The sequence below is a fragment of the Streptomyces sp. BHT-5-2 genome, from assembly GCF_019774615.1.
In the GTDB taxonomy this organism is placed as follows: Bacteria; Actinomycetota; Actinomycetes; order Streptomycetales; family Streptomycetaceae; genus Streptomyces.
Genome location: NZ_CP081496.1, coordinates 352182 through 377630 on the forward strand (window position 1 = coordinate 352182; position 25449 = coordinate 377630).

Genomic DNA, 25449 nt, shown 5'->3' on the forward strand with positions numbered 1-25449 from the left:
TTTCGGGGGTGTTACTGGTGTTGGTCTTGGGGTGGGAGCTCGTAGCGTTGGCGGAGGTGGGTCAGGTACTCCAGGTGGGGAGTTGCTTCCTCGGGGCCGAGGAGGCGTTCGGCCTCGGTGATCGCGGCCAGCGCGGCGTCGGTTTCGCCCGCTTCGTGCAGCGTTTCGGCGAGGTCGGTGAGGACCCGGCCCTGGTTGTACGCCTCGCCCTGTGCCGCGAAGAAGTCCCGGGCGTGCTCCAGGTTGGTGCGGGACTCCGCAAGCCGGCCCATGCCGCGCAGGGCCCGGCCCTGGTGGCGCTCGGCCAGGGCGAGGGCGCGCCGGAGGTCGTCCGCGCCGTCCTGTCCTGGTGGGATCCGCCGGTACAACTGCTCGGCCTCGACGAACCGTTCGTACGCCTCGTCGTATCGCCACCGCTGGAGCTCCAGCAGGCCCAGGAGTTCCACGGATGACGCCTCGCCCAGGAGGTGGCCCGCCGTGCGCTCGGCGGTGACGGCGAGGTGGGCCTGGCGCTCGGCCTCTTCTTCCTGCCTCAGTTCGCCGAGGCAGTGGGCGAGTTGGAAGTGGAGGGCGGCTGCCGTACGGGAGTCGGTGCGGTGTTCGGCGGCGCAGCGGGCCGCGAGCCGGAGCGCGGGCAGCACCTCGTCCCAGTAGCCGGCCTTCAGTTGGAGGGGCCACAGGGTGCGGGCCAGGCGCAGTGCCCGGTCGATGTGGCCGTATTCCTGGGCCAACGCGACCGCCCGGATCACGTTGGCTGCCTCGGCACGCAGGGCCGCCATGCCCGCGGCCTCGTCGCCGAACGGTGTCCCGTCGGCCGGGGCCGGCTCGACCCGCCAACTCCGTGGCAGTGCCGCATGGGCGGCATGCCCCGCGCGGTTCAGGACGTGGTCGAGCGCGCGGGCCACCGCCGCGGCGGACTCCGCTATTCCGTGCTCCGGCCCCGCGGCGTCGGCCAGGAAGCGTTGCACCTCGGGGCGGAAGCGGTGGCGGTCGTCGTGCAGCGGCTCCAGCAGTCGTGCCTCCACCGCTTCGGCCAGCATCCGGGCGGCGTCCTCCGGGGCGACGTCCGCGGTGGCGCCGGCCAGGCCCGCGTCGAGTGCGGGCCAACCGCCCAACGCGGCCAGTCGGCACAGCCGGGCCGTCGCAGGGTCCAGCCGACGGCAGGCGGTTCGGGCCGTACCGTGCACCGGTGAGGGCACTATCGGCCCGTCCGCCGGCTCCAGTGCGGACGCTTCCGTCGTCAGCAGCCGGTATGCCGCCGCCTTCAGGGCGAAGGCGTTGCCCGCGCAGTGGTCCAGCAACGTCGGCAGCTCCGCCTTGACCCGCGAGATCCTCTCCGGGCCGGCGATCTTCCGCAGCATCTTGACCGCGTCCCGGTCCTTGAGCGGGGGCACGGCGATGCGCTCCGCCTCCAGCGCGAAGACCGGGCCGGGTGCGATCACCAGGAGGAGGACCTCCGGGGTGGCGGGAACAAGATTGCGGACCTGTGCGACGGAGGTGGCGTGGTCGATCACGATCAGCGCCCGGAGACCGGCCGTCAGGCGCCGGTAGCGCTCTTCGCGCCCGGCCTCCGTGGGCGGGATCTTCTCCCGTGGGACTCCCATCGCGAGCAGCAGGTGCAGCAGAACGGCCGACGGGCCCGGGGCGTTCGCCGCGGTCGCGTTGCGGAGGTCGACGTAGAACTGTCCGTCGGGGTACCGGGCGATCTGGTTGGCGCCCCAGTGCAGGCCGACGGCGGTGCTGCCGATGCCCGGCGGGCCGTGGAGGAGGGCGACCCGCGGGCGCCCCTCCGCCGGTCGCGTCGCCTCGCGCGTGAGCTGCTTCAGCACCCGCTCGCGGTCGGTGAACTCCCGGGTGGCGGGCGGCAGTCCGACACCGGGGCGCAGGAACCCCTCTGGTTCCGGCATGCTGCGCAGGAGTTGGGCCCAGGCGCCGTTGCGCTGCCGGTCCCCGGTCATGCGCGCGTACAGCTCGCGGGCCAGCGCCTCCCGGCCCTCCGAACTAGCGGGCAGCGGTGTCTCACGCCCCAGGGTCCGTCTCACCAACGCGCCCGTCGACAGCAGCGCCTGCTTGCCCATTTCGCCGGCGGCGCCGTTCCCCAGCGCACTGAGGAATGTGGTGAGCGCTCCCACGGTCACGATCTCGAACACGCCAGCCCCCTCCCCTGGTCCGTTGCTCCGTCCGCTCCCTGGCCGGACTGTATCCCTGCCCCGGCTGCCCGGGGAAACGATCTGGCCTTTGTGGCGCGTGGGGGTGGTGGCGTGGTGCGACGGGCGTGCGGATCCGCCTTGTGAGCCCGCAGTCACGGGAGCCGGTGCACCCGGGAACCCGGAGCCCGGGTGCTCTGGAGCCGACGGCGGTCGGCATCGGCCTCCGGTGCGGCGGTCAGGTCGTCGGGGTGGGGACGAGTGACGGGTAGTCGTCGAGGGTTATGTCGGCGGAGATGTCGTGGCCCTCCTGGAGCATGGCGGCGAGGACCGCCGGGTCGTTGAGGACGGAGTTGCGGGCGGTGAGTGCCTCCTGGGTGGGAGGGGCCAGGAATTCGCCGGTGCCCCGACCGCCTTCCTGGCAGCGGGAGACGTACGGGCGCAGCTTCTCCTCGTAACGGGCGAAGGCACGGCGGTGGTCGCCGGCCGCGACGGCCAGTTCGCCGGCGAGGACATAGGCGCCGACGATCGCCGAGCCCGTGCCCATCCCGCCGACGGTGGCACCGTAGGCGGCGTCGCCGAGCAGTGCTATCCGGCCCGTCGACCACGTCGGTACGTCGACGCGGCTGATGGAGTCGAAATAGAGGTCGTCGGCGTCCCAGACGGTGTCGACGAGTTCCGCGACGCGCCAGCCCGCGCCCTCGTAGGCTCCGGCCAGGGCCTTTCGCTGGGCGTGCGGGTCGCGGCGGTCGTGCCGCAGCGGCTCGGAGGCGAAGACGCAGAAGGTCTCACCACCGTAGGAGGGGTCGTCGGCTCGGCGGGGGACGCGGCCGACCGTCACCAGTCGGCCGGGTTCGTTGTAGCCGACCGCGCGGGCGGCGAGGTCCGGGGGCGCGCTCTTCGGCAGATCCCAGCCTGCGACGTAGTAGCCGAGGTGGCTGACGAAGTCCTCTTCGGGGCCGAAGGCGAGCCGGCGCACCGTGGAGTGCAGGCCGTCGGCACCGATGACGAGGTCGAAGGTGCGGGGCGCGCCGCGCTCGAAGGTGACGTGGACGCCGTCGGCGGTCTCGGTCAGGGAGGCGATGGAGTCGCCGAAGAGGTATTCGGTGGAGAGCGGGGTGGTGGCGGTGGCCGAGTCGTCGTGGGGTGTGGGCCCGGGGTGGCTGTCCTCATAGAGGATGCGGGAGAGTTCGGAGCGGAGGATCTCCACGTCGCCGCCGGCGAACTCGGGTGGCAGGGAGGCCACTTGCTCGCCCTGGGCGTCGATGAAGGTCATCGGGCTGCCGCCCGTGCGGTGCTGTCTGATCCTTTCCAGGAGGCCCATCCGCTGGAGCACCGTCAGGTGTGCGGCACCGCGGAAGTCGACCGCGAAGCCGCCGTCCCGGAGGCCCGGCGCCAGCTCGATCACGGTGGGGCGGTAGCCGTAGCGGGCGAGCCAGTGGGCGAGGGCGGGGCCGGCGATGCTGGCGCCGGAGATCAGCACCGTCAGCGCCGCCGGTACCGAGGCCGGCACCGATGTTGACGTCGATACCGATGTCGATGTCGAGGATGGCGATGCCGAGGCCGATGTCGATGCGTGCGTCATGGGACGCCCCCCTTGTGTCCGTCCGGTTGGTCCGGTGCCCGGTGATCCAGCGATTCGGTGTGGCGACAGAACAACTGTATCCGCCGGACACTGAAATGTATACCCCCGGACACAGTTTTAGGATGCGGACGTGGCTGGAGACGGAGACGAGAAGAACAGCGCGTTCGGCGATCAGGCGGGCAGCGTCGAGCTGTTGTGGGGCGGGCGCGAGCGGCGGAGCCGCGGCCCCAAGCCGGCGCTGAGCCTGGAGCGGATCACGCAGACCGCCATCACCCTGGCCGACGCCGGCGGGCTCGGCGCGGTCTCCATGCAACGGGTAGCGGCGGAGCTGGACTTCACCAAGATGTCCCTCTACCGCTATGTGCCCGGCAAGTCGGAGCTGGTCGCGCTGATGATCGACAGCGCGATGGGCGAACCGCCGGAGCCGGCGGGCGCCGCGGCCGGCGACTGGCGGGGCGCGCTGCGGGAGTGGGCGGAGCGGCTCGCGGCGGTCTTCGAACGGCACCCGTGGCTGCTGCACGCCGTCGTCGGGCCGCGGGTCATGGGCCCCAACGAACTCGGCTGGACGGAGCGGGCGCTGGCCGCGCTCGCGGACACCGGGCTGACCGGGAGCGAGCGGCTGGACGCCGTTGTCGTGGTGAGCGGGCACATCCGGGCCATGGCGCAGGTGTCGGCGTCCATGGGGCTGGGCAGCGCCCGGGCGAAGGAGCCGGAGGCGGTGATGAGCGCCGCGCTCAACGAGCTGCTCGTCGGGCGGTCCGAGCGCTTCCCCGCTCTGGCGGCGGCGGTGGCGGACGCCGCCGAGAGCCGGTCCCGGGACCAGGCATGGGAGTTCGGGCTGGAACGGATCCTGGACGGACTGGAGGCGTACGTAGGACGGGCGTGAGGCCGCTCGCCCTACGTACCCCCGGGGGCCGGAGCCCCCGTCGTAGCGCTACAGCCCCAGGCGCACCGTCTTGCGCGGCTGTTCCTTCGCGCCCGTCAGCAGGCCGTGCAGGGTGGCGAACTCGTCGACGCACTTGGCGGTGCCGTTGACCACGCAGTCCAGCGGGGCCTCGGCGACCACGACGGGCACGCCCATCTCCTGGCGGAGGCGGCGGTCCAGGCCGCGCAGCAGGGCGCCGCCGCCGGTGAGGGCGATACCGCGCTCGATGATGTCGCCGGAGAGCTCCGGCGGGCACTCGTCGAGGGTGCGGTGGACGGCACGGACGATCGCCTCGACGGGTTCGGCGAGGGCGGAGCGGATCTCCTCGGCGGTGATCTCCTGGAGGCGGGGCAGGCCGCTGAGGTGATCGCGGCCGCGGACGGTGTAGGAGTAGGGCGAGGCGCGGTCGGGGAGCCCGTCGGTGTCGGACGCCTCGGCGTCGGACGCGTCGGCCTTCGCGGCGGAGGCGGCGCGGGCGCCCAGGGAGAGCGCGTCGAGGCCGTCCTCCTCCGGGGTCCAGACCGCCGAGCCGATGGCGATCTTGATCTCCTCGGCGGTGCGTTCGCCGATGGCCAGGCCGTGTTCCTTCTTGATGTAGGTGGAGATGGCGACGTCCATCGCGTCGCCGGCGACCCGTACGGAGTGGGCGGTGACCAGGCCGCCCATGGAGACGACGGCGACCTCGGTGGTGCCGCCGCCGATGTCGACGACCATGCAGCCGACCGGTTCGGCCACCGGGAGGCCGGCGCCGATCGCGGCGGCCATCGGCTCCTCGATGAGGTGCACCTCGCGGGCGCCGGCGCCGCGTGCGGAGTCGATGACGGCGCGGCGTTCGACGCCGGTGATGCCGGAGGGGACGCAGATGACGACCCGGGGGCGGGCGAAGCGGCGGCTGGGGAGGGCCTTCTTCATCAGGGCGCGCAGCATCTGCTCGGCGGCGTCGAAGTCGGCGATGACACCCTCCCGGAGGGGGCGCATCGCGGTGATCCCGGAGGGCGTGCGGCCGATGGTGCGTTTGGCCTCCGAGCCGACGGCGACGACCTCGCCGGCGGCGTTGACGGCGACCACGGACGGCTCGTTCAGCACCACGCCTTTGCCGCGGGCGTAGACGAGGGTGTTGGCGGTGCCGAGGTCGATGCCTATGTCGTACGTTCCGGACGAAGTGCTGGACGCCATGGGGAGTTCGCTTGCTCTCTCTCGGAGGACATTGCGCCGCAGAGAGCGTCATTGGCCGACCAATGACGGTAATTGCGGGCAATTATCTAGACTACTGGGGCTGCTGAATGGTTCCTGCGGGGCGGGGACGGTCCCGGTGACGGGGCGGCGGAGGGCCGGTCGTCAGGGGTCGGGGGGCAGCGCCTCGGCGAGGTCGTCGAGGGCGTCCAGGAGGAGTTCACCGGCGCGGACGGCGACGCCGGCGGGCTCGCCCTCGCCGTGCCAGCGTTCCCAGGCGGCGCGGGGCGCGCTCCAGTCCAGGCGCGTCCCGTCGCGGAGGGCCCGGTCCGCGCGGTCCAGTGCGGGGCGCAGGGCGTCCGCGAACGCGGCGGCGCCGGGGGTGGGTTGGGCTTCCCTGCCGGGCAGATGGGCCTCCATGATCATCGTGACCCGGCCCATGGTGGCGAGCACCGTGCTGGCGGAGTGGGCGGCGTGCAGCGACAGGCCGCGGTGGCGGACCGGTTCCTTCTCGGCGCGGGCCTCGCTGACCTCCCAGGCGGCGCGGGCCGCACGGGCGTCCAGCAGTGCCTCGCGGACCTGCCGGGGGCGGCACTCGGCGGGCCGGGCGTAGCCGTCGAGGACGGCCAGGGCGTAGCGGCCGTTGGCGGTGAGCCAGTCGGCGAGGCGGTCGCGGAGCCGGGGCGTCTCCCAGGCGGGGAACAGCGCGTAGGACAGCATCGCGAGGACCCCGCCGACGAGGGTGAGGACGAGGCGTTCCTGGACGGTCTGCTCCCAGCCGGCGCCGGCGATGCCGAGCAGGAAGACGACATAGCCGGCGATGCAGGCCGAGGTGACGGAGAAGCCGGTGCGCATCAGCAGGTACATCAGGAAGACGCAGAAGAGTGCGAAGGCGGCGCTGATGTAGGCGCCGGGGTGGGCCAGGGCCATCAGGGCGCCGGCGAGGGTGACACCGACGACGGTGCCGGCGAAGCGGGCCACGCCGCGGGAGTAGGTCTGGGCGAAGTCGGGGCGCATCACCATGACGGAGGCGAGCGGCGCCCAGTAGCCGTGGCCGAAGTGGAGCGCGTGGGCGAGCAGGTAGCCGGCGTCGGCGACCGCGGTGACCCGCAGCGCGTGCCGGAAGGTGTGGGAGGACCAGCGGGCCTCGCGGCGCAGCGCGCGCAGGGCGACCGGGACGAGCCGGGGGACGCTGGGGCGCAGCAGGTGGCCGCGTTCGGCGGCGGTGGTGGGGCGGGTGGCCTCGACGGGCTCGTCGGTGAGCTCGACGGCGTCGGCGAGGAGGGAGATCAGGCGGTAGGCGGCGCGGCGGCCGGGGCCGGTGAGCATGGGGCCGGTGGCCGGGACCTCCAGGGCGGCCATCGCCTCCGGGGGCAGCCGGACCGGCCTGTCGTGCCGTACGGCGTGGGCGACGGCGTCCAGGACGGTGGCGGCGGCGCCCAGGAGTTCACGGGCGCGGTCGCGTTCGGGTCCCTCCAGGGGGGCGCCGACGACCGGGTCGGCCAGGGAGGCGAGGACCGGGCGGACGCGCTCGGCGAGGCCGCGCGGGCCGTGCAGCTGTACGGGGCGGCGCCTGGCCTGGCGGGCTGTCATGGTGGAGGCCAGCCGGGCGTCCATCAGGGGCGCGGGGTCGAAGGGGGCCACCGGGTCGTGCCGCAGCCGGCGGGCGTAGTCGGCTTCGGCGGCCAGGGCGTCCGCGAGGGCGTCACGCTGGATGCCCCAGGGGCGCACCGGGAAGACGACGATGAGGACGGCCTGGACGAGGCCGCCGAAGGCGATCAGCGCGGCGTGCTCCAGGGCGCCCAGGACGGACGTCGGCAGGGTGACGGTGATCAGCATGATCGCCACGGTCTGGGTGCCGATGAGGCCGGAGACCGGACCGATCGCCCAGGCCATACCGGCGACGAAGGTCCAGCCGGTGAGCAGCAGCACGAACGCGAGGAGATGGGCGGCGGCCAGATAGCCGAGGAAGGTGGAGACCGCCAGGGCACCGGCGACGGCCAGCGCGAGGACGGGGCGGGGCCGCATGCTGCGCTGGAAGGTGACGATGCCGGCGGAGAAGGCGCCGAAGGCGGAGGAGACCGCGAGGGCGGGGGAGCCGAGCCACAGGCACAGGCCGATGACGAGGGCCACGCCGGCGGTGCCGCGGACCGCGATCACCGGGGTGAGCTTGGCGCGTTCGATGGTCAGCCCGGAGCGGGCGGCCTCCTTCAGCGCGCGCGACCAGGTCATAGCCAGAGGATACGGGCCGGGTGCGGGGGTGTACGGGAGGTGACGGGGCGGGGGCGTGCGGGGGGCCTTCTGGCGCCGGCGTTGCGCCCCCTCCGGGAAAATCACGGTAAACCAGTTCCCCGTTGACCGTAAACACCACAGGTCAGAGCAGGTCAGAGGCTTTTCCGTGGGAGCGGTGCGAGAAAGCAGACACCGCGGGAGGGAAACCTGTCCCCGCCCCGTCCCCTCTTGCTGGCCGGTCGGGACAACTCCCGGCCGCTTCGCCAAGGAGAAGGTCCCGTGCGCAAATCCCTTTTCAAACCGGTGGTCGCATTGTTCGCCCTGGCCGTCCTCGGTGCCACGACAGGCTGCGGCACGAGCGACGACTCCCAGGGCGCCCCCGTACGGTTCAGCGGCCCCAAGTCGGGTGCCGCCATGCAGACCGCGCCGGCCAACCGGAACTCGCTGGTGCAGATGCCCACCCACCCGATCAACTTCCAGGAGACCAGCAAGGTCGGCGGAGCCGGGGAGAACACCCCCATAGCCGTGACCACCTACCACGGGAAGAAGTCCGGCTTCACGGGGAAGGTGTGGGTCTGGGCGCCGCCGGAGTACTACGAGAAGAAGAACGCGAACAAGGGCTTCCCGGTGATGGAGGCACTGCCCGGCGCCGAGGGCTTCCCGGTGAACTACTGGATCGGCTCCGACCTCAAGCTGGAGGAGAGCCTCGCCTCCTGGTCGAAGGCCGGCAAGAGCCTGCCGTTCATCGTGGTCATGCCGGTGCTCAACCCCAACGACAAGCAGTACTACGACGGCAGTGACATCCCGGGCCAGCCGAAGATGGGCACCTGGCTGAGCAAGGACGTCCCCGACCTGGTCCGGGAGAACTTCCGCACCCTGAAGACCCGTAACGCCTGGTGCATCATGGGCTCCTCGTCCGGTGGCTTCTCGGCGCTGAAGAACGTGCTGCAGAACCCGAAGGACTTCAAGGTCGCGATCCCCAACGGACCGGACATCGTGCCGGACTCGCCGCTGTGGCGGGGCCACCTCTCGGCGATGCGGGAGAACAACCCCGAGGTGCTGGCGCACCGGCTGATCGCCCGCGGCGGTCCCGAGGTCTATCTGGCCTTCCAGGACGGCTCCCGGGAGAACACCGTGCTGCCGAAGGTACGGAAGTTCATCGCGCAGTACGGGCACGGGCCGGTGAAGACGCGGCTGCAGATCGTGCCGAACGGCACGCACAGCGGCGCCACCTACGTCACGGGCCTGGGCATGGGCACCATGCAGTGGGTCAGCGCCCAGATGCAGGGGCCGACCGGCTGACGCCGGAGCGGGCCGGGAGGGCGGCCGCGGCGGACACCGGTCCGTCGCGGCCGCCCTCGTCGTATGCCGGGGATTCAGGCCGTGCGGTCGACGTCCTGGAGGGTGATCGGGTGCGAGTCCAGGCCGGCGCAGGGGCGGTGGAGCGGCGGGCGCCGCCGCTCCCGTTGGAGACCGGCGTTCGTGGCGCGATGCCCCCGCCGGTCCGGTGCCGCGTCAGGACACCACGTCCTTGCGGGCGAAGCCGCGGAAGGCCAGGGCGGTGAGCACCAGCGCGTAGGAGACCGACACCGAGGCCCCCTGGAGCATCCCGGACCACTCGGGCCGCGGCTGGAGCACGTCCGCCCAGGCGTACTGCCAGTGCGCCGGCAGCACCGCGCGCCAGCCGCCGAGCGCGGTGACCTGGTCGAGGACGTTGCCGACGATGGTCAGGCCGACGGCGCCGCCGACCGCCCCGAGCGGCGCGTCGGTCACCGTGGACAGCCAGAACGCCAGTGCCGCGGTGACCAGTTGGCCGACGAAGACATAGCCGGTCACCACCGCCAGCCGCAGCACCGCGTCGCCCGGCGCGAGCGCGCCCCCGGTGGGCAGTTCCAGCGGCCCCCAGCCGTATGCGGCGGTGCCCACCGCCAGCGCCACCAGCGGCAGCAGCAGCATCGCGGCGGCGCTGAACACCAGCCCCACGGTCAGCTTGCTCAGCAGCAGACGGGCCCGCGGCACCGGCGCGGCCAACAGATAGCGCAGCGATGCCCAGCTCGCCTCCGAGGCGACGGTGTCCCCGCAGAACAGCGCGACCGGCACCACCAGCAGGAAGCCGGCGGAGACGAACAGCGCGGTGGCGGCGAAGTTGGCGCCGGAGGCGGTGGCGGTGGTCATCAGGCTGATCCGGCCGCTGTTCCGGGTGCTCGGATCGCCGCCGATGGCGAACGCCGCGACCAGTACGAACGGCAGCAGCGCCAGGACGGCGGCGACCACCAGGGTGCGGCGGCGCCGGAGTTGGCGGCGGGCCTCGACGCGCAGCGGCAGGGTGCGCCGGGCGCGGTAGCCGGGTGCCGCCGGGGTGGTCGCGGTCATCGTCCGTCTCCGATCAGGGTGAGGAAGGCGTCCTCCAGGCGGCGGTGCGGGCCGACGCGGTGCACCGGGACCTCCAGCCGGACGAGTTCGGCCAGCAGGCGCGGGGTGCCGTCCGGTGCGGCGAGCCGGACGAGCAGGCCCTCCTCGGCGCGGACCGCCGAGACCACGCCGGGCAGCACCGCGACCTTCTCCAGCACCGCGTCGGCGAGCGGCGCGGCGGCGCCGACGTCGACCAGCACGGTGTCGCCGGAGCCCACGATGTCGGCCACCGGGCCCGCCTGGACCAGCCGGCCGCGGTCCATCACGACCAGATGCGTGCAGCTCTGCTCGACCTCGGCCAGCAGATGGCTGGAGACGATCACGGTGCGGCCGGCCGCGGCGTAGCGGATCATCACCTCGCGCATCTCGCGGATCTGCGGCGGGTCCAGGCCGTTGGTCGGCTCGTCGAGGATCAGCAGGTCGGGCAGGCCGAGCATGGCCTGGGCCAGCGCGAGGCGCTGCCGCATGCCCTGCGAGTAGGTGCGCACCGCGCGGTCCAGGGCGTCGCCGAGGCCGGCGATCTCCAGTGCCTCCTCGGTGTGCGCGTCGGCGGCCGGCCGGCCGGTCGCCTGCCAGTACAGGTCGAGGTTGGCCCGCCCGGACAGGTGCGGCAGGAAGCCGGCACCCTCCACGAACGCGCCGACCCGCGACAGCACCGGCGCGCCCGGCCGGACCGCCCGGCCGAACACCCGGACCTCCCCGCCGTCCGGGCGGATCAGGCCCATCAGCATCCGCAGGGTGGTGGTCTTGCCGGCGCCGTTGGGCCCCAGCAGGCCCAGCACCTGCCCGCGTTCGACCCGGAAGGTCAGGTCGCGGACGGCGTACCTGTCGGTGGACTTCGCGTAGCGCTTGGTCAGGCCGGTGATCTGCAGCGGGACGTCGGCCAGGGCCGGGTCGGGGGCCGGCGCCGCGGTCCGGCGGCGGCCGGTGAGCAGCAGCAGCGCGGCCACCGCCGCGGCGGCCGCGGGCAGCATCCAGGTCCAGGCGGGCAGCGGGGCGGCGGCGCCGCGCGCCTCGGGCACGGTGGGCACGTCGAGGGTGCCGCCGGCCAGTGCGACGGTGTAGGCGGCGGGCTCGACAGGGCCGGCGTAGCCCAGGTCGGTGGCGGCGAGGACCAGGCGCAGGCGGTGGCCGGTGGCGAAGTCGTGGTCGAGGGCGGGCAGTTGGAGCCGTACCGTCCGGCCGTCCCGGGCGCCTTCGACGCGGTAGGGCGTGACCAGTTGGGACGGCAGCAGCTGGCGGCCCCCGTCCGGGGCGACGTCGTAGAGCTTGGCGAAGACCACCGCGTCCGGGGAGGTGGAGCGGATCCGGACGGTGGCGGTGGGGCTGCCGGTGAGGTGGACGGAGGTGCGCAGCGGCGCCGAGTCGAAGTGCGCGTACTGGCCCGGGAAGTCCAGGGAGAGGCCGCCGGCGCCGAGCGCGGAGAGGTTGCCGAGGGCGCCGGCGCCGGGGACGGCGGAGATCGCGGGCGGGGCCGCGCCGGCGGGGTTGGCGAAGCGCTGCTCGCGGCCGGTCAGCGGGATGCGGCGCGGGTCGTGGTCCAGCCCCGGGTAGCGGTCGGCGCTCGCGCCGCTCAGCCGCACGGTGCCGTCGGTCGTGTTCACTCCCCCACTGCGGCTGATCCGGAACGCCGGCCCGGTGGCGGTGCGGGCGTCGCCCTTGAGGTAGCGGTCGAACCACGCGGTGGTGCGGGCGGCGGCCCGGGCGGTCTCGCGGTCGCCGCCGTCGTGCCCGCCGGCGAGCCAGTCGACGGCGACGGGGGCGCCGTTGTGGCGCAGCGCCCGCGCCATGGCGTCGGCCTGGCCGAGCGGGAACAGCGAGTCGGTCTGGCCCTGCATCAGCAGCGCGGGCACCTTGATGCGGTCGGCGACGGCGGAGGGGCTGCGGGCCTCCAACAGCCGGCGGGCCGCGGCGTCCGGCTTCCCGCTGACGGCGACGCGCTGGTACATCGCGCACAGGGCGGGCTGGAAGCGGCCGCAGCCGTCGGTCGGGGCGGATGCGGCGGACGGGTGGGACGAGTCGGAGGCGTCGGACGCGACGGAGCTGTCGGACGACTCGGCGGAGGCGGCCGGGGCGGGTGCGGCGGAGGGGGCGGCCGGGGCACCCGGGAGGGAACCCGCCGCACCCGAAGTGAAGAAGATCCCGGCCCACAGCTTCTTGAACACCCCGTTGGGGAACAGGGCGTCGGCGAGGTTCCAGTAGGTGAACTGCGGGGCGATCGCGTCGACCCGGGGGTCGTGCCCGGCGGCCAGCAGCGCGATCGCGCCGCCGTACGAGGCACCGGCGACGCCCACCCGCGGGTCGCCGGGCCGGTCGAGCAGCACCTCGGGCCGTCGGGCGAGCCAGTCGATCAGCCGGCTGACGTCGGCGACCTCGGCGTCCGGGTCGTTCAGCCCGATCTTTCCGGTCGACCTGCCGAAGCCGCGCGCGGACCACGTCAGCACCGCATAGCCGTCCCGGGCCAGTTGCTCGGCCTCCGCGCGGACGTCGGCCTTGCTGCCGCCGAAGCCGTGGCCGAGGAGGACCGCGGGGCGGCGGCCGGTGTCACCGGCGGTGAAGAACGAGGTGTCGATCCGCACGGTGCGCGGTCCGTCCGGAGTCTGCGGCATCGTCAGGAACCGGTCCTCGCGGTGCACCGCCGGCGGAGTGTCCGAGGCGGCGGCCACCCAGGTGCCGCCCCCTATGAGCAGGGCCAGTGCGCCCACGGCGGCGAACAGCCGGCGCCCGCGCAGTCGGAGATCCATGGGGTGAATCCTAGGTACCGGCCCCGGCCGGCGACCCGTCCCCCGGGCGGAACCGCGTGCCCTCCGGGGGCAGTAGAGCACCGTGGGCCCGTACCGCGTCCGTGGTACGGGCCCGAAGGCGCTCTGCCGGGATCAGTACTGCGGCGGGCCGAAGCCGCCCGGGGCCTGCGGCGGCTGCGGGGCCTGCGGCGGGCCGGGCGGCACGGGCGGGCCGCCGACCGGGGGCATGGGCGGCGGGCCGGGCTGCTGCCAGCCGGCCGGCGGGTAACCGGGGCCCGGCGGCACGAAACCGGGGCCGGCGAAGGCGACGGCCGGCGGCTGCGGCGGCTGCCAGGCGGGCGCCACCGGCTCGCCGCGGACCATCAGTGCCGCCAGCGTCAGCGAACCGAACAGGTCGAGCGCCAGCTGGACGTAGACGAGCACGCTCAGGCCGGGCGTCTCCTTGCTCATCTCCAGCAGCGAACCCGAGGCGAGGAACGAGACGACCGTCAGCACGGCGTCGGGCAGCAGGGCGACGGCCAGGCCGAGGGCGAGGCCGCGGGCCGCGCAGCCGCGCATCAGGGAGTTCAGGCCGGCGATCGCGGTCAGCGCGAGGAAGACCACCGCGTACCAGCCCGGGGCGAGCGCCAGCAGCGAGGACAGCACGCCCTTGCCGAGGTAGAGCGCGGTGAAGAGGCCGGAACCGCCCTGCGTCAGGATGTAGAGCTGGTAGGCGACATAGCCCAGCGCCATCGCGCCGAGCACCAGTCCGCCGACGACTCCGGCGGCCCGGGCGGGGCGGGCCGGCGGCAGGCCGGGGGTCGGGCGCGGCCAGGAGCGCATCCCGGCCAGCAGCACCACGCCGGCGACCAGCGTCAGCAGGAACAGCGGCAGCCCGCTGAGGAAGACCCCGTCGAAGGTGGCGGTGCCGGTCTCGGCGTTGCGGAACCAGCGCTCGTCGCTGGTGTGGTTGCCGACGCTGATCAGGGCCTGGAGGGCGGTGGCGAAGGTGACGGTGGTGGCCACCGCCAGCAGCCCGCCGGCCGAGCGGCGGCCGGCGAACGCGGCGCCGGCGGCGGTGAGTTGGACGAGGGCGAAGCCCAGCTGGACGGGGTTGGTGACCTCGTTGACGCCCGGTGGGCGGCGGCCGATCCAGCTGTCCCACACGCCGACGACGCCGAACGCGCCGAGGTCGACGGCCAGCCAGTACGCCGTCCACAAGAAGAACAGCAGACACAGGACACCCCCGGTGATCCGGGCGCCCTTGGCCAGCGCCATGCCGTGTGCCATCTCATCCCCCGTGTTCTCGCTGTCGCAACGCCCGCATCACGTGGCGCGACCAGCACCGTAGCAACGCACGCCCGCGAGGTCTCCCCCTGGGCCACGGCTCGGTGCCCCGCCGGCGGGCGGACACGGGCTCCCTGCCGACGGGGGTCCGGCAGGGAGCCCGGGCGGGAGCGCCCGTGAGGGGGCGCCCCGCCGGCCGGAGTCCCGGGCGTGGCTCAGTGGTTGCTCGGGAAGCCCAGGTTGATGCCGCCGTCGGCCGGGTCGGGCCAGCGGGTGGTGACGACCTTGCCGCGGGTGTAGAAGTGCACGCCGTCGTTGCCGTAGATGTGGTGGTCGCCGAAGAGCGAGTCCTTCCAGCCGCCGAAGGAGTGGTAGCCCACCGGGACCGGGATCGGGACGTTGACCCCGACCATGCCGGCCTCGACCTCCAGCTGGAAGCGGCGGGCCGCGCCGCCGTCCCGGGTGAAGATCGCGGTGCCGTTGCCCCACGGCGAGGAGTTCATCAGCTCGATGGCCTGCTCGTAGGTCTCGACGCGGACGACCGAGAGCACCGGGCCGAAGATCTCGTCGCGGTAGGCGTCCATCTCCGGCGTGACGTTGTCCAGCAGCGAGACGCCGAGCCAGTGGCCGGCCTCGTAGCCCTCGACGGTGTAGCCGGTGCCGTCGATGACGACGTCGGCGCCCTGGGCGGCGGCACCGGTGACGTAGGAGGCGACCTTGTCGCGGTGGGCCTTGGTGATCAGCGGGCCCATCTCGGAGGCCGGGTCCTCGCCGGGGCCGATGCGCAGCCGGTCGGCGCGCTCCTTGATCTTGCCGATCAGCGGGTCGGCGGTCTCGCCGACGGCGACGACCACGGAGATCGCCATGCAGCGCTCGCCGGCCGAGCCGTACGCGGCGTTGATCGCGGAGTCGGCGGCCAGGTCGAGGTCGGCGTCCGGGAGGACCAGCATGTGGTTCTTGGCGCCGCCCAGTGCCTGCACGCGCTTGCCGTTGGCGGTGCCGGTGGTGTGGATGTAGCGGGCGATGGGGGTGGAGCCGACGAAGGAGACGGCGGCGACGTCCGGGTGCGCGAGGAGGGCGTCGACGGCCACCTTGTCGCCGTTGACGACGTTCAGCACGCCGTCGGGCAGGCCCGCCTCGGCGGCCAGCTCGGCCAGCTTGAACGCGGCGCTCGGCACCTTCTCGCTCGGCTTGAGGACGAAGGTGTTGCCGCAGGCGAGGGCGATCGGGAACATCCACATCGGCACCATCGCGGGGAAGTTGAACGGCGTGATGCCGGCGACCACGCCCAGCGACTGGCGGATCGAGGCCACGTCCACCCGCGTCGACACCTGGGTGGACAGCTCGCCCTTGAGCTTCTCCGGGATGCCGCAGGCCAGCTCGACGATCTCCAGGCCGCGGGCGACCTCGCCGAGCGCGTCGGAGTGCACCTTGCCGTGCTCGGCGGTGATCAGCCGGGCCAGCTCCTCACGGTGCGCGTCGACCAGCTCGCGGTACTTGAACAGCACCGAGGTGCGCTTGGCCAGCGAGCTGGTGCCCCAGCTGCGGTACGCCTCCTTGGCCGTGCGGACCGCGGCGTCCACCTCCTCCACGGACGCGAAGGCGACCTGCTTCTCCTGGGCGCCGGTGGCCGGGTTGTAGACCGGGCCGAAGTTGCCGGAGACGCCCTCGACGGGCTTCCCGCCGATCCAGTGGTTGATGGTCTTCATGCCAGGGGCCTTTCGTGTGGTGCGAGCGGAGGTCAGAGGTGGCGGCGGCGGGCGGCGGCGTGCTCGTCGTACACCTTGCGGGCGGCGAGGGCCGCCGGACGCGTCGCGGTCTCGGCAACAGGTACATCCCACCAGGCCTGGGCGGGTGGCGCGCCCGGCACAGTGTCAGTCGTTCTGGTCTCCACGTAGACACATGTGGGCGTTTTCGCGCCGCGCGCCTCGGCGAGCGCGGTGCGCAGTTCGGCGACGGTCGTGGCGCGCAGCACCCGCATGCCCAGCGAGGCGGCGTTGGCGGCCAGATCGACGGGCAGCGGAGCGCCGGTGTACGTACCGTCGGCGGCGCGGAAGCGGTAGTCGGTACCGAAGCGCTCACCTCCGGTCTCCTGGGAGAGGCCGCCGATGGAGGCGTAGCCGTGGTTCTGGACGAGGACGAGGGTGATGTTGACGCCCTCCTGGACCGCGGTGACGATTTCGGTGGGGTTCATCAGATACGTACCGTCGCCGACGAGCGCCCACACGGGCCGGTCCGGAGCGGCCATCCGGACCCCGATCGCGGCCGGGATCTCATAGCCCATGCAGGAGTAGCCGTATTCGAGGTGGTACTGCCTGCGGGACCGGGCGCGCCAGAGTTTGTGCAGATCACCGGGGAGGGAACCGGCGGCGTTGAGGATGATGTCGGAGTCGTCGACGAGGGCGTCCAGGGCCCCGAGGAGCTGGGTCTGGGACGGCTGCGCGGCGGGGTCGTCGGCCGCGAAGGCGGCGTCCACCCGCCGCTCCCACTCCTCCTTGGCGGCGGCGTACCCGGCTTCGTAGGCCGCGTCGACGCGGTGGCCGGCGAGCGCCTCGCGGAGCGCGTCGAGTCCGGCGCGGGCGTCCGCGACCAGGGCGAGCGCGCCGAGCTTGTGGGAGTCGAAGGCGGCGATGTTGAGGTTGACGAAGCGGACTTCGGGCTCGGCGAAGAGGGTGGCGGAGGCGGTGGTGAAGTCGGTGTAGCGGGTGCCGACGCCGAGCACCAGATCGGCCCTCCGGGCCAGTCCGTCGGCGGTGGCGGTGCCGGTGTGGCCGATGCCGCCGACGTCCGCCGGGTGGTCGTACGCCAGCGAGCCCTTGCCCGCCTGGGTGGACGCCACGGGGATGCCGGTGGCCTCGGCGAAGGCCCGCAGCGACTCCTCCGCCTCGCTGTGGTGGACGCCGCCGCCCGCGACGATCAGCGGCCGGCGGGCCGCCCGCACGGCCCGGACGGCGTCGGCCAGGGCGTCGGCGTCGGGCGCGGGACGGGGCACCCGCCACACCCGGTCGGCGAAGAACTCCACCGGCCAGTCGTACGCCTCGGCCTGCACGTCCTGCGGCAGGGCGAGGGTGACCGCGCCGGTCTCGACCGGGTCGGCGAGCACCCGCATGGCCTGGAGGGCCGCCGGGATCAGCGCCTCGGGGCGGGTGATCCGGTCGAAGTAGCGGGAGACCGGGCGCAGCGCGTCGTTGACCGACACATCGCCCGCGGCGGGGACTTCGAGCTGCTGGAGCACCGGGTCGGCGGGGCGGGTGGCGAAGACGTCGCCGGGCAGCAGCAGCACCGGGATGCGGTTGACGGTGGCCAGCGCGGCACCGGTGACGAGGTTGGTGGCGCCCGGCCCGATGGACGTCGTCACGGCCTGCGCGGAGAGCCGGTCGCACTGCCGGGCGTAGCCCACCGCGGCGTGCACCATGGCCTGTTCGTTGCGCCCCTGGAGGTAGGGGAGCCTCGGCGGCCCGTCGGCCGGGCCCAGGGGGGCCGCGCTGCCGGACTCCAGCAGCGCCTGCCCGAGACCGGCGACGTTGCCGTGCCCGAAGATGCCCCAGCAGGCGGTGATCAGGCGGTGCCGGCGGCCGTCCCGCTCGGTGAACTGGTGGGCGAGGAACTCCACCAGGGCCTGCGCCACGGTGAGCCGGCGGGTGCCGGGCGCCCCGCTCGTCGCGTCGGTCGTCGGTTCGTGGATGGGCGCGGTCATCGCGGGTCTCCTGCCGGTGCTTGGTAGAGAGGGAGTCGGGGGTCGACCGGCTGCTGCGGCCAGGTCGCGCGGATCCAGCCGTGGTCGGGGTGGTCGCAGATCAGCCACTCGCGCTTCTCGCCCGGCCCCGCCATGACGTTGAGGTAGTACATGTCGTGTCCGGGCGCGGCGATGGACGGGCCGTGCCATCCGTCGGGGATCAGCACCACGTCGCCGGTGCGGACCTCGGCGAGGACGTCGGTGCCCCGCCCGTGTCCGGAGGGCGTCACCCGCTGGTAGCCCAGCCCCGCCGTGCCGTGGGCGGCGGCGATCTCGAAGTAGTAGATCTCCTCCAGCTCGGACTCCTCCCCGGGGCGGCACTCGTCGTGCTTGTGCGGCGGATAGGAGGACCAGTTGCCGCCGGGGGTGAGCACTTCCACCGCGATCAGCCGGTCGCACTCGAACACGCCGGCCGCGCCGAAGTTGTTGACCTGCCGGGAGCAGGTGCCGGTGCCGCGCAGCTCCACGGGCACGTCACAGGCGGCGCCGTGACGGGCCGGCAGCCGGCGCTCGCAGCGCGCCCCGGTGAGCGCGAACCGGCCGCCGGCCCGGCTGTCGATCCGGACCCGCGCGTCCCGCGGCACGTACGCGAAGTCCGTCACTCCGCTGAACACGCTCTCCCGCCCGGCCAGTTCGAACGTCCCGCCGCCGTCCACGGCCGCTTCGGCGTCGTGCGTCCGGACCGTGCAGCCGCCGGAGAGCGGCAGCACGATCCACTCGCTGTCGCCGGTGGCGAAGGAGTGGTGGCCGCCCGGCGGGAGTTCGAGGATCCGCAGCGAGGAGTGGCCCCAGCCGGCCTTCTCCGGCGAGACGTCGAGGGCGTACGGCCCGTCGGCGGCCCGGCCGGCCGCGAGGTGGAAGCCACCGCCGGACGCGGGACCGGCGGGCCGGCCGGCGCCCCCGCGGGCGGTGCGGTCGTCCGCGGCGACCGCGGCATCTGCAAACTCAGCACTCATGACTGCAAGTCTCCTACTCACCACTGACAGTGAAGTTCTCCGGCGGCGCGGCGGCGCTACAGAAGCCCCACGGCCGTGTCGACCGCGGCCGCCACATCGCCGTCCGCCGGGTAGAGCAGCGAGCGGCCGACGACCAGGCCGTGCACGGTCGGCAGCCGGAGCGCCTTGCGCCACTTCTCGTAGGCGGCCTCCTGCTCCTCCACCGTGCCACCGACATCGCCGCCCAGGAGCACGGTGGGCAGTGTGGAGGTCTCGCAGACCCGGGCCATCGCGTCGGGGTCGTCGGTGACCGGGAGCTTGAGCCAGGTGTAGGCGGAGGTGCCGCCGAGGCCGGAGGCGATGGCGACGGAGCGGGTGACGGCCTCCGGACCGAGGTCGTTGCGGACCACCCCGTCCACCCGCCGGGACAGGAACGGCTCGACGAACGTGGGGAGTCCACGCTCCGCCATCGCGTCGATGGCCCGGGCGGTGGCCTCCAGGGTGGTCAGCGACCCGGGGTCGTCGTAGTCGATGCGCAGCAGGAGCTTGCCCGCGTCGAAGCGGAGCCGGGCGATGTCCTGGGGGCGGTGGCCGGTGAAGCGGTCGTCCATCTCGAAGGCGGCGCCCGCGATGCCGCCCCGGTTCATCGAGCCCATGACGACCTTGCCTTCGAGGGCGCCGAGCAGCAGCAGGTCCTCCAGGATGTCGGCGGTGGCCAGCACCCCGTCGACGCCGGGCCGGGACAGCGCCAGGACCAGCCGTTCGAGCAGGTCGAGGCGGTTGGCCATGGCCAACCGGCGGTCGCCGACGGCGAGCGCGCCCCGGGCCGGGTGGTCGGCGGCGACGATCATCAGCCGGCCGCTCTCGCCGAGCAGCGGGCGCCGGGCGCGGCGCGCGGCGGCCTCCGCGACGGCTTCGGGATGCCGGGCCCGCAGCGCCGGGAGGTCACTGATCCGAGGGGTCAAGGCTCAACTCACCTTCTGGAGGACACGAGTGGGGGTGGTGGGGCGGGACGGGCGGGCGGTGGGACTGCGGGCGCTCTTCGGGCCCGCACCCCGCCACCGGTCCGCTCAGCGCCCCGCGAGGAACGCCTCGACCTCGCCGGCGGTCGGCATCGCGGACGAACACGCCAGCCGGGAGGCGACGATCGCCCCGGCGGCGTTGGCGTACCGCATCATCGGCTCCAACTCCCGGCCGGCCAGCAGCCCGTGGCACAGCGCCCCGCCGAACGCGTCGCCGGCCCCCAGCCCGTTGACGACCTCGACGGGGGTCGGCGGCACCTCGGCGGTGCGTCCGTCCCGGTGGACGGCGAGCACCCCCTTCGGCCCCTGTTTGACGACGGCCAGTTCGACGCCCATGTCGAGCAGCGCCTCGGCGCACGCCTTCGGGTCGCGCAGGCCGGTGGCGACCTCGGCCTCGTCGACGTTGCCGACCGCGACCGTCGCGTGCCGCAGCGCGGCCTCGTAGTACGGCCGGGCGGCTGCGCGCGCGGCGGCACCGGTCGCCCCGCCGTCCCCGGAGGCGCCGCCCTCCCCGCCCCAGAACATCGGCCGCCAGTCCAGGTCGAAGACGGTGATGCCCCGGCGGTCGCGGGCCTCCAGCGCGGCCAGGGTGGCGCCGCGGCTCGGCTCCTCGCACAGTCCGGTGCCGGTGATCCAGAAGATCCGGGCCGCGGCGATCGCCTCCCGGTCCAGCTCCTCGGGGTGGATGACCAGGTCGGGGGCCTTGGGGCGGCGGTAGAAGTAGAGCGGGAAGTCGTCCGGCGGGAAGATCTCGCAGAAGGTGACGGGGGTCGGGAGGTCCGCCACCGGGGTCACCCAGCGGTCGTCGACGCCGAAGTCGCGCAGCGCCTGGTGGACGTAGTCCCCGAACGGGTCCCGCCCGGTACGGCTGACGACGGCGCAGCGGCGCCCCAACCGGGCGGCCGCCACCGCCACGTTGGTGGCGGACCCGCCGAGGAACTTCCCGAACGTCTCCACCTGGGCGAGCGACACCCCGGCCTGCAACGGGTAGATGTCCACCCCGATGCGCCCCATGGTGATCAGGTCGTACGGCTCGGTCATAGACGCCCCTTCGGGTCGCCCGGCGCGGCGAGGGGGTCCCCGTGCTCAAGGGAGGCCGAGAGCTGGGGGAGGCCGGCGCGGCGGGTCGGTCGATCGGAACCGGCGGCACTGCCCACCGGTTCCCGCTCCGACCAAAGGTCTAACGGCCACCCGCAAAGCCTGTCAACACTTTGTCCTTACATTATGACGTCAACCACCTCATCCCGGCCACGAACCCCGCCATACTCGCCACAACCGCCCGCCTCCCACCGCCCTTCCCACCCCAAGTCCTTAAGTCCTTATGTCAGGACGAAGTCTTGACACTCCCCAGGGCGGCAGAGAGGCTGTGCCCCACAACCCACCCCAGCGCCTCCCGGTCACCGCCGACCGGCGAGAGGAGAGCCGCAGCATGTCCGCACCCCGTGCCGCCTCGCCCGCCCTGGACCGCCTCCGCATCGGTTCCGCCCCCGACTCCTGGGGCGTCTGGTTCCCCGACGACGCACAACAGGTCCCCTGGCAGCGCTTCCTGGACGAGGTCGCCGAGGCCGGCTACGAGTGGATCGAACTCGGCCCGTACGGCTACCTGCCGACCGACCCCGCCACCCTGCGCGAGGAGACCACCCGCCGCGGCCTCAAGGTCTCGGCCGGCACCATCTTCACCTCGATGCACCACGGCCCGTCCGTCTGGGACCGGACCTGGGCCCACGTCACCGAGGTCGCCACCCTCGCCCGGGCCATGGACGCCCGGCACCTGGTCGTCATCCCCTCCTTCTGGCGGGACGACAAGACCGCCGAGATCATCGAACCGCCCGAGCTGACCGTCGAGCAGTGGAAGCACCTGACCACCGGCATGGAGCGCCTGGGCAAGCGGGTCCGCGACGAGTTCGGCCTGGACATCGTCGTCCACCCGCACGCCGACACCCACATCGACACCGAGGAGCACGTCGAGCGCTTCCTCGACGTCACCGACTCCGACCTGGTCAACCTCTGCCTGGACACCGGCCACTACGCCTACTGCGGCGGCGACAGCGTCAAACTGATCCGCACCTACGGCGAACGGATCGGATACCTCCACCTCAAGCAGGTGGACCCCGACATCCTCGCCGACGTCGTCGCCAACGGCACCCCCTTCGGCCCGGCCGTCCAGCAGGGCGTGATGTGCGAACCCCCGCTGGGCGTCCCGGCGCTGCCGCCCGTACTGGAGGCCGCCCAGGAACTGGACGTCGACCTCTTCGCCATCGTCGAGCAGGACATGTACCCCTGCCCGCCCGACCGGCCGTTCCCGATCGCCCAGCGGACCCGCCGCTTCCTGCGGTCCTGCGGCGCGTGAGCCGGCCGGCAACACCCGTGACACGCGGGACGGAGGGCCGAGAGGCACCACAGATGGCCGAGACGGACGACACGAGGGAGAGGCAAGAGGTGAACGGGATGGACGAGAGGGACGAGACGCGTGCGAAGGAGCCGCGCGGGACGCTGGGCGTGGCGGTCATCGGCACCGGACGCATGGGGGCCGACCACGTGCGGCGCCTCGACGAGGTGATCAGCGGGGCCAGGGTGGCGGCCGTTGCCGACCTCGACGCCGACCGGGCGGGCCGCCTCGCCGACGGCATCGAGGGCGCCACCGCCTACACCGACCCGGCCGCCGCCATGGACGACCCCGGCGTGGACGCGGTACTCATCGCCTCGCCGGGCCCGGCCCACGAGGCGGCGCTGCTCGACGCCTTCGCCCGCGACCTGCCGGTGCTCTGCGAGAAACCGCTGACCCCCGACGCCGCCTCCGCGCTGCGCGTCCTCACGGCCGAGCGGAAACTGGGCCACCGGCGCGTCCAGGTCGGCTTCATGCGCCGCTACGACGCCGGCTACCGCACCCTGAAGTCCCTGCTGGACGGCGGCACTTACGGCCGCCCGCTGATGCTGCACAACAAGCACCGCAACGCCGACACCCCGCCCGGCTTCACCAACGCGATGATGATCAACGACTCGGTGGTGCACGAGATCGATGTGACGCGCTGGCTGCTGGACGAGGAGATCACCGCCGTACGCGTACTGCGGCCGGCACCGACCGGCAACGCGCCGGACGGGCTGAGCGACCCGCAGCTGATCCTCTTCGAGACCGCCGGCGGACAGGTCGTGGACACCGAGCTTTTCGTCAACTGCGGCTTCGGCTACCAGGTCGGCTGCGAGGCGGTCTGCGAAGGCGGCACCGCCCGGATCGGCGACGACCACGGGGTGTTCGTCAACACCGCCGGCCACTGGGGCGGCACCATCACCCCCGGCTTCGTGGAGCGCTTCGAGGACGCCTACGACCGGCAGGTGCAGCACTGGGTCGACGCCACCCGGCGCGGCGAGGTCGAGGGCCCCAGCTGCTGGGACGGCTATGCGGCCGCCGCGGTGTGCGAGGCGGGCGTGCGGGCACAGGCCACCGGGGAACGGGTCGCCGTGGAACTCGTCGAGCGACCGGACCTCTACCGCTGACCCCCCGAACCCTCGACCGAACACGACCCGCCCCGCACCGCCCCACCGAGCCGACCAGCCGCCGACCGACCACCGACAGCCACCCGAAAGGCCGCACCATGTCCGCCGCGCACGCCCCGATATCCGACCCGCCACCACCACCCGACCCGCCGTCCGCCCCGCCGTCGCTCCCGCCGTCCGCCCCGGCGAACGGGAGCTGACGATGGCAGCACCGACCAGTCGGTCCGCGCCCCCCGCCGGCCCGAAGGCGAACGGGAACGCCGGCAGCCCCCAGGGGGCCCGCGACACCAGACGCTTCATCGTCGCCATCGCCGCCATCGCGGCCCTCGGCGGGGCCCTGTTCGGCTACGACACCGGGGTGGTGTCCGGCGCACTGCCCTTCATGGAGCAGCACTTCGGCCTCACCTCCCTCAGCGAGGGCGTCATCACCAGCGCGCTCCTGATCGGCGCGGCGTTCGGCTCGCTGGCCGGCGGTCGGATGTCCGACGCGCTCGGGCGGCGCAACTCGCTGCTGTGGTCGGGCGCGGTCTTCATCGGCGGGGCGCTGGCCGTCGCGCTGGCGCCGACCGTGCCGTTCATGACCGCCGCACGCTTCGTACTGGGCCTCGCGGTGGGCAGCGCGTCCGTCATCACCCCGCTCTACCTGTCCGAGATCGCGCCGTCGCACATCCGTGGCCGGCTGGTGTCGTTCAACTCCCTGATGATCGTCAGCGGTCAGCTGCTGGCGTACCTCGTCAACGCCGTCCTGGCGCACTGGGAGGCGTGGCGCTGGATGCTGGGACTGGCCGCGCTGCCCGCGGTGGCGCTGTTCCTCGGCGTCCTCTTCCTGCCCGACACACCACGCTGGTACATCAGCCGGGGCCGGCAGGACGAGGCTGCCGCGGTGCTGCGCCGTACGCTGGCCGCCGACGAGGTCCCCGCCGAACTGGCCCGTATCGACCGGGCCCGCAACCTGGAGGCCGACGCCCGGCGCGGCGCCTGGCGGGAACTTCAACTCCCCTGGGTGCGACGGCTGCTGCTGGTCGGCATCGGGCTGGCGATCGTCCAGCAGATCACCGGGGTCAACGCGGTCATCTACTTCGCCCCCAAGATCCTGGCGACGACCGGCCTGGGCACCGGCGCCGCGATCACCGCCACCATCGCGGTGGGCGCCGTCTCGGTCGTCGCCACCGCGATCGGCATGTCCCTGATCGACCGGGTGGGCCGCCGCCCGATGCTCCTGTGGGGACTCTCCGGCATGGCGGTGTCGCTGGTCCTGCTGGGGGCGGCGTTCCACCTGCCGCACTCCACCGCCGTCAGCTACCTGGTCCTCGGCCTGATGGTCCTGTACATGGGCTTCATGCAGGCCACCCTCAACACCGGCGTCTGGCTGCTGCTGGCCGAGATGTTCCCGTTGAAGGTGCGCGGACTGGCCATGGGCGCCGCGGTGTTCGTGATGTGGCTGGTCAACTTCGGGATCGCACTGTTCTTCCCGGTACTGCTCGACGCGGTCGGCGCCGGGGCCACGTTCTGGCTCTTCAGCGCGATGTGCGTGCTCTCGCTGCTCTTCTGCAAGCGGTACGCACCGGAGACGAAGGGGCTGGCCCTGGAGGACCTGGAACAGGAACTGCGGCGGAGCTCGACGGGGACCGGGGAACCGGCCACGGACGAGCCCGCCCCGAGGCCCGCCCCCACCGGTCCGGCCGAACACGACCAACGGGCCTGACGGCCACGGCCCGCGACCCTCCCCTCGTGCAAACGGGTGCGCTCACATGCAACGCATCCAACGGGGGGAAGC

17 protein-coding genes are annotated in these 25449 nt (G+C 73.4%); 5 read left to right on the forward strand and 12 right to left on the reverse strand.

Features of this window, described 5'->3' with window-relative positions; genetic code table 11:
• Nucleotides 1-11 precede the first annotated feature (11 nt).
• Together K2224_RS01490 and K2224_RS01495 are read right to left on the reverse strand one after the other, a co-directional pair.
• Nucleotides 12-2150: an ATP-binding protein gene (locus tag K2224_RS01490; RefSeq protein ID WP_221904841.1), complete on the reverse strand. Its 2139-nt coding sequence runs from the start codon at nucleotides 2148-2150 to the stop codon at nucleotides 12-14.
• Between the two features lie 235 nt (nucleotides 2151-2385).
• Nucleotides 2386-3630 carry an FAD-dependent monooxygenase gene (locus K2224_RS01495; protein ID WP_221909367.1) on the reverse strand — a complete coding sequence of 415 codons (1245 nt, stop codon included), beginning with the start codon at nucleotides 3628-3630 and terminating at the stop codon, nucleotides 2386-2388.
• Nucleotides 3631-3862: 232 nt separating this feature from the next.
• Between K2224_RS01495 and K2224_RS01500 the strand changes: the two genes are divergently transcribed.
• Entirely contained in the window at nucleotides 3863-4618 is a 756-nt protein-coding gene (locus tag K2224_RS01500) for a TetR/AcrR family transcriptional regulator (protein ID WP_221904842.1), read from the forward strand.
• Between the two features lie 48 nt (nucleotides 4619-4666).
• Here the strand turns inward: K2224_RS01500 and K2224_RS01505 are convergent, their stop codons facing one another.
• Both K2224_RS01505 and K2224_RS01510 read right to left on the reverse strand, forming a co-directional pair.
• Nucleotides 4667-5833 carry a rod shape-determining protein gene (locus K2224_RS01505; RefSeq protein WP_221904843.1) on the reverse strand — a complete coding sequence of 389 codons (1167 nt, stop codon included), beginning with the start codon at nucleotides 5831-5833 and terminating at the stop codon, nucleotides 4667-4669.
• A gap of 162 nt (nucleotides 5834-5995) precedes the next feature.
• The gene (locus K2224_RS01510) at nucleotides 5996-8062 is read right to left on the reverse strand and encodes an FUSC family protein (protein WP_221904844.1); all 2067 of its coding nucleotides are present in this window, start codon (nucleotides 8060-8062) and stop codon (nucleotides 5996-5998) included.
• Nucleotides 8063-8341: 279 nt separating this feature from the next.
• Here K2224_RS01510 and K2224_RS01515 point away from each other — a divergent pair, with 279 nt between their 5' ends.
• Nucleotides 8342-9364, forward strand: a complete 1023-nt coding sequence (locus K2224_RS01515; RefSeq protein WP_221904845.1) for an esterase family protein — start codon at nucleotides 8342-8344, stop codon at nucleotides 9362-9364.
• A gap of 213 nt (nucleotides 9365-9577) precedes the next feature.
• On the opposite strand, the gene K2224_RS01520 is transcribed toward K2224_RS01515, so the two are convergent.
• The 8 genes from K2224_RS01520 to iolC form a co-directional block, all read right to left on the reverse strand.
• Complete coding sequence (locus tag K2224_RS01520; RefSeq protein ID WP_221904846.1) at nucleotides 9578-10435, reverse strand: ABC transporter permease; 858 nt, start codon at nucleotides 10433-10435, stop codon at nucleotides 9578-9580.
• Nucleotides 10432-13218, reverse strand: a complete 2787-nt coding sequence (locus K2224_RS01525) for a CocE/NonD family hydrolase (RefSeq protein ID WP_221904847.1) — start codon at nucleotides 13216-13218, stop codon at nucleotides 10432-10434. The genes K2224_RS01520 and K2224_RS01525 overlap by 4 nt, the downstream gene beginning before the upstream one ends.
• Before the next feature lie 132 nt (nucleotides 13219-13350).
• A complete protein-coding gene (locus K2224_RS01530; protein WP_260692288.1) occupies nucleotides 13351-14487 on the reverse strand; it encodes a hypothetical protein in 1137 nt (378 codons plus the stop codon).
• 212 nt (nucleotides 14488-14699) lie between these two features.
• Nucleotides 14700-16193: a CoA-acylating methylmalonate-semialdehyde dehydrogenase gene (locus K2224_RS01535; protein ID WP_221904848.1), complete on the reverse strand. Its 1494-nt coding sequence runs from the start codon at nucleotides 16191-16193 to the stop codon at nucleotides 14700-14702.
• Nucleotides 16194-16225: 32 nt separating this feature from the next.
• Nucleotides 16226-18181: a 3D-(3,5/4)-trihydroxycyclohexane-1,2-dione acylhydrolase (decyclizing) gene (iolD, locus tag K2224_RS01540; RefSeq protein ID WP_221904849.1), complete on the reverse strand. Its 1956-nt coding sequence runs from the start codon at nucleotides 18179-18181 to the stop codon at nucleotides 16226-16228.
• Entirely contained in the window at nucleotides 18178-19176 is a 999-nt protein-coding gene (iolB, locus tag K2224_RS01545) for a 5-deoxy-glucuronate isomerase (protein WP_221904850.1), read from the reverse strand. Before iolB ends, iolD begins: the two co-directional genes overlap by 4 nt.
• 56 nt (nucleotides 19177-19232) lie before the next feature.
• Nucleotides 19233-20120 carry a deoxyribose-phosphate aldolase gene (locus K2224_RS01550; RefSeq protein WP_221904851.1) on the reverse strand — a complete coding sequence of 296 codons (888 nt, stop codon included), beginning with the start codon at nucleotides 20118-20120 and terminating at the stop codon, nucleotides 19233-19235.
• Between the two features lie 105 nt (nucleotides 20121-20225).
• A complete protein-coding gene (iolC, locus tag K2224_RS01555) occupies nucleotides 20226-21218 on the reverse strand; it encodes a 5-dehydro-2-deoxygluconokinase (protein WP_221904852.1) in 993 nt (330 codons plus the stop codon).
• Nucleotides 21219-21606: 388 nt separating this feature from the next.
• On the opposite strand from iolC, the gene K2224_RS01560 reads away from it, so the two are divergent.
• The 3 genes from K2224_RS01560 to K2224_RS01570 all read left to right on the forward strand — a co-directional run bounded on the left by K2224_RS01560 (nucleotide 21607) and on the right by K2224_RS01570 (nucleotide 25377).
• The gene (locus tag K2224_RS01560; protein WP_221904853.1) at nucleotides 21607-22527 is read left to right on the forward strand and encodes a sugar phosphate isomerase/epimerase; all 921 of its coding nucleotides are present in this window, start codon (nucleotides 21607-21609) and stop codon (nucleotides 22525-22527) included.
• Nucleotides 22528-22625: 98 nt separating this feature from the next.
• Nucleotides 22626-23672, forward strand: a complete 1047-nt coding sequence (locus tag K2224_RS01565; protein WP_221904854.1) for a Gfo/Idh/MocA family protein — start codon at nucleotides 22626-22628, stop codon at nucleotides 23670-23672.
• Nucleotides 23673-23874: 202 nt separating this feature from the next.
• Nucleotides 23875-25377 (forward strand): sugar porter family MFS transporter, encoded by a 1503-nt coding sequence (locus K2224_RS01570; RefSeq protein ID WP_221904855.1) that lies wholly within the window; start codon nucleotides 23875-23877, stop codon nucleotides 25375-25377.
• Nucleotides 25378-25449: the final 72 nt, after the last annotated feature.

What these genes read in the sequence shown, in the direction of transcription:
- K2224_RS01570 (WP_221904855.1), top strand. Translation starts at nt 23,875, where the DNA reads ATGGCAGCACCGACCAGTCGGTCCGCGCCCCCCGCCGGCCCGAAGGCG.
- K2224_RS01565 (WP_221904854.1), top strand. Translation starts at nt 22,626, where the DNA reads ATGGACGAGAGGGACGAGACGCGTGCGAAGGAGCCGCGCGGGACGCTG.
- K2224_RS01535 (WP_221904848.1), bottom strand. Translation starts at nt 16,193, where the DNA reads ATGAAGACCATCAACCACTGGATCGGCGGGAAGCCCGTCGAGGGCGTC.
- K2224_RS01525 (WP_221904847.1), bottom strand. Translation starts at nt 13,218, where the DNA reads ATGGATCTCCGACTGCGCGGGCGCCGGCTGTTCGCCGCCGTGGGCGCA.
- iolC (WP_221904852.1), bottom strand. Translation starts at nt 21,218, where the DNA reads ATGACCGAGCCGTACGACCTGATCACCATGGGGCGCATCGGGGTGGAC.
- K2224_RS01520 (WP_221904846.1), bottom strand. Translation starts at nt 10,435, where the DNA reads ATGACCGCGACCACCCCGGCGGCACCCGGCTACCGCGCCCGGCGCACC.
- K2224_RS01530 (WP_260692288.1), bottom strand. Translation starts at nt 14,487, where the DNA reads ATGGCACACGGCATGGCGCTGGCCAAGGGCGCCCGGATCACCGGGGGT.
- iolD (WP_221904849.1), bottom strand. Translation starts at nt 18,181, where the DNA reads ATGACCGCGCCCATCCACGAACCGACGACCGACGCGACGAGCGGGGCG.
- K2224_RS01560 (WP_221904853.1), top strand. Translation starts at nt 21,607, where the DNA reads ATGTCCGCACCCCGTGCCGCCTCGCCCGCCCTGGACCGCCTCCGCATC.
- iolB (WP_221904850.1), bottom strand. Translation starts at nt 19,176, where the DNA reads ATGAGTGCTGAGTTTGCAGATGCCGCGGTCGCCGCGGACGACCGCACC.
- K2224_RS01510 (WP_221904844.1), bottom strand. Translation starts at nt 8,062, where the DNA reads ATGACCTGGTCGCGCGCGCTGAAGGAGGCCGCCCGCTCCGGGCTGACC.
- K2224_RS01505 (WP_221904843.1), bottom strand. Translation starts at nt 5,833, where the DNA reads ATGGCGTCCAGCACTTCGTCCGGAACGTACGACATAGGCATCGACCTC.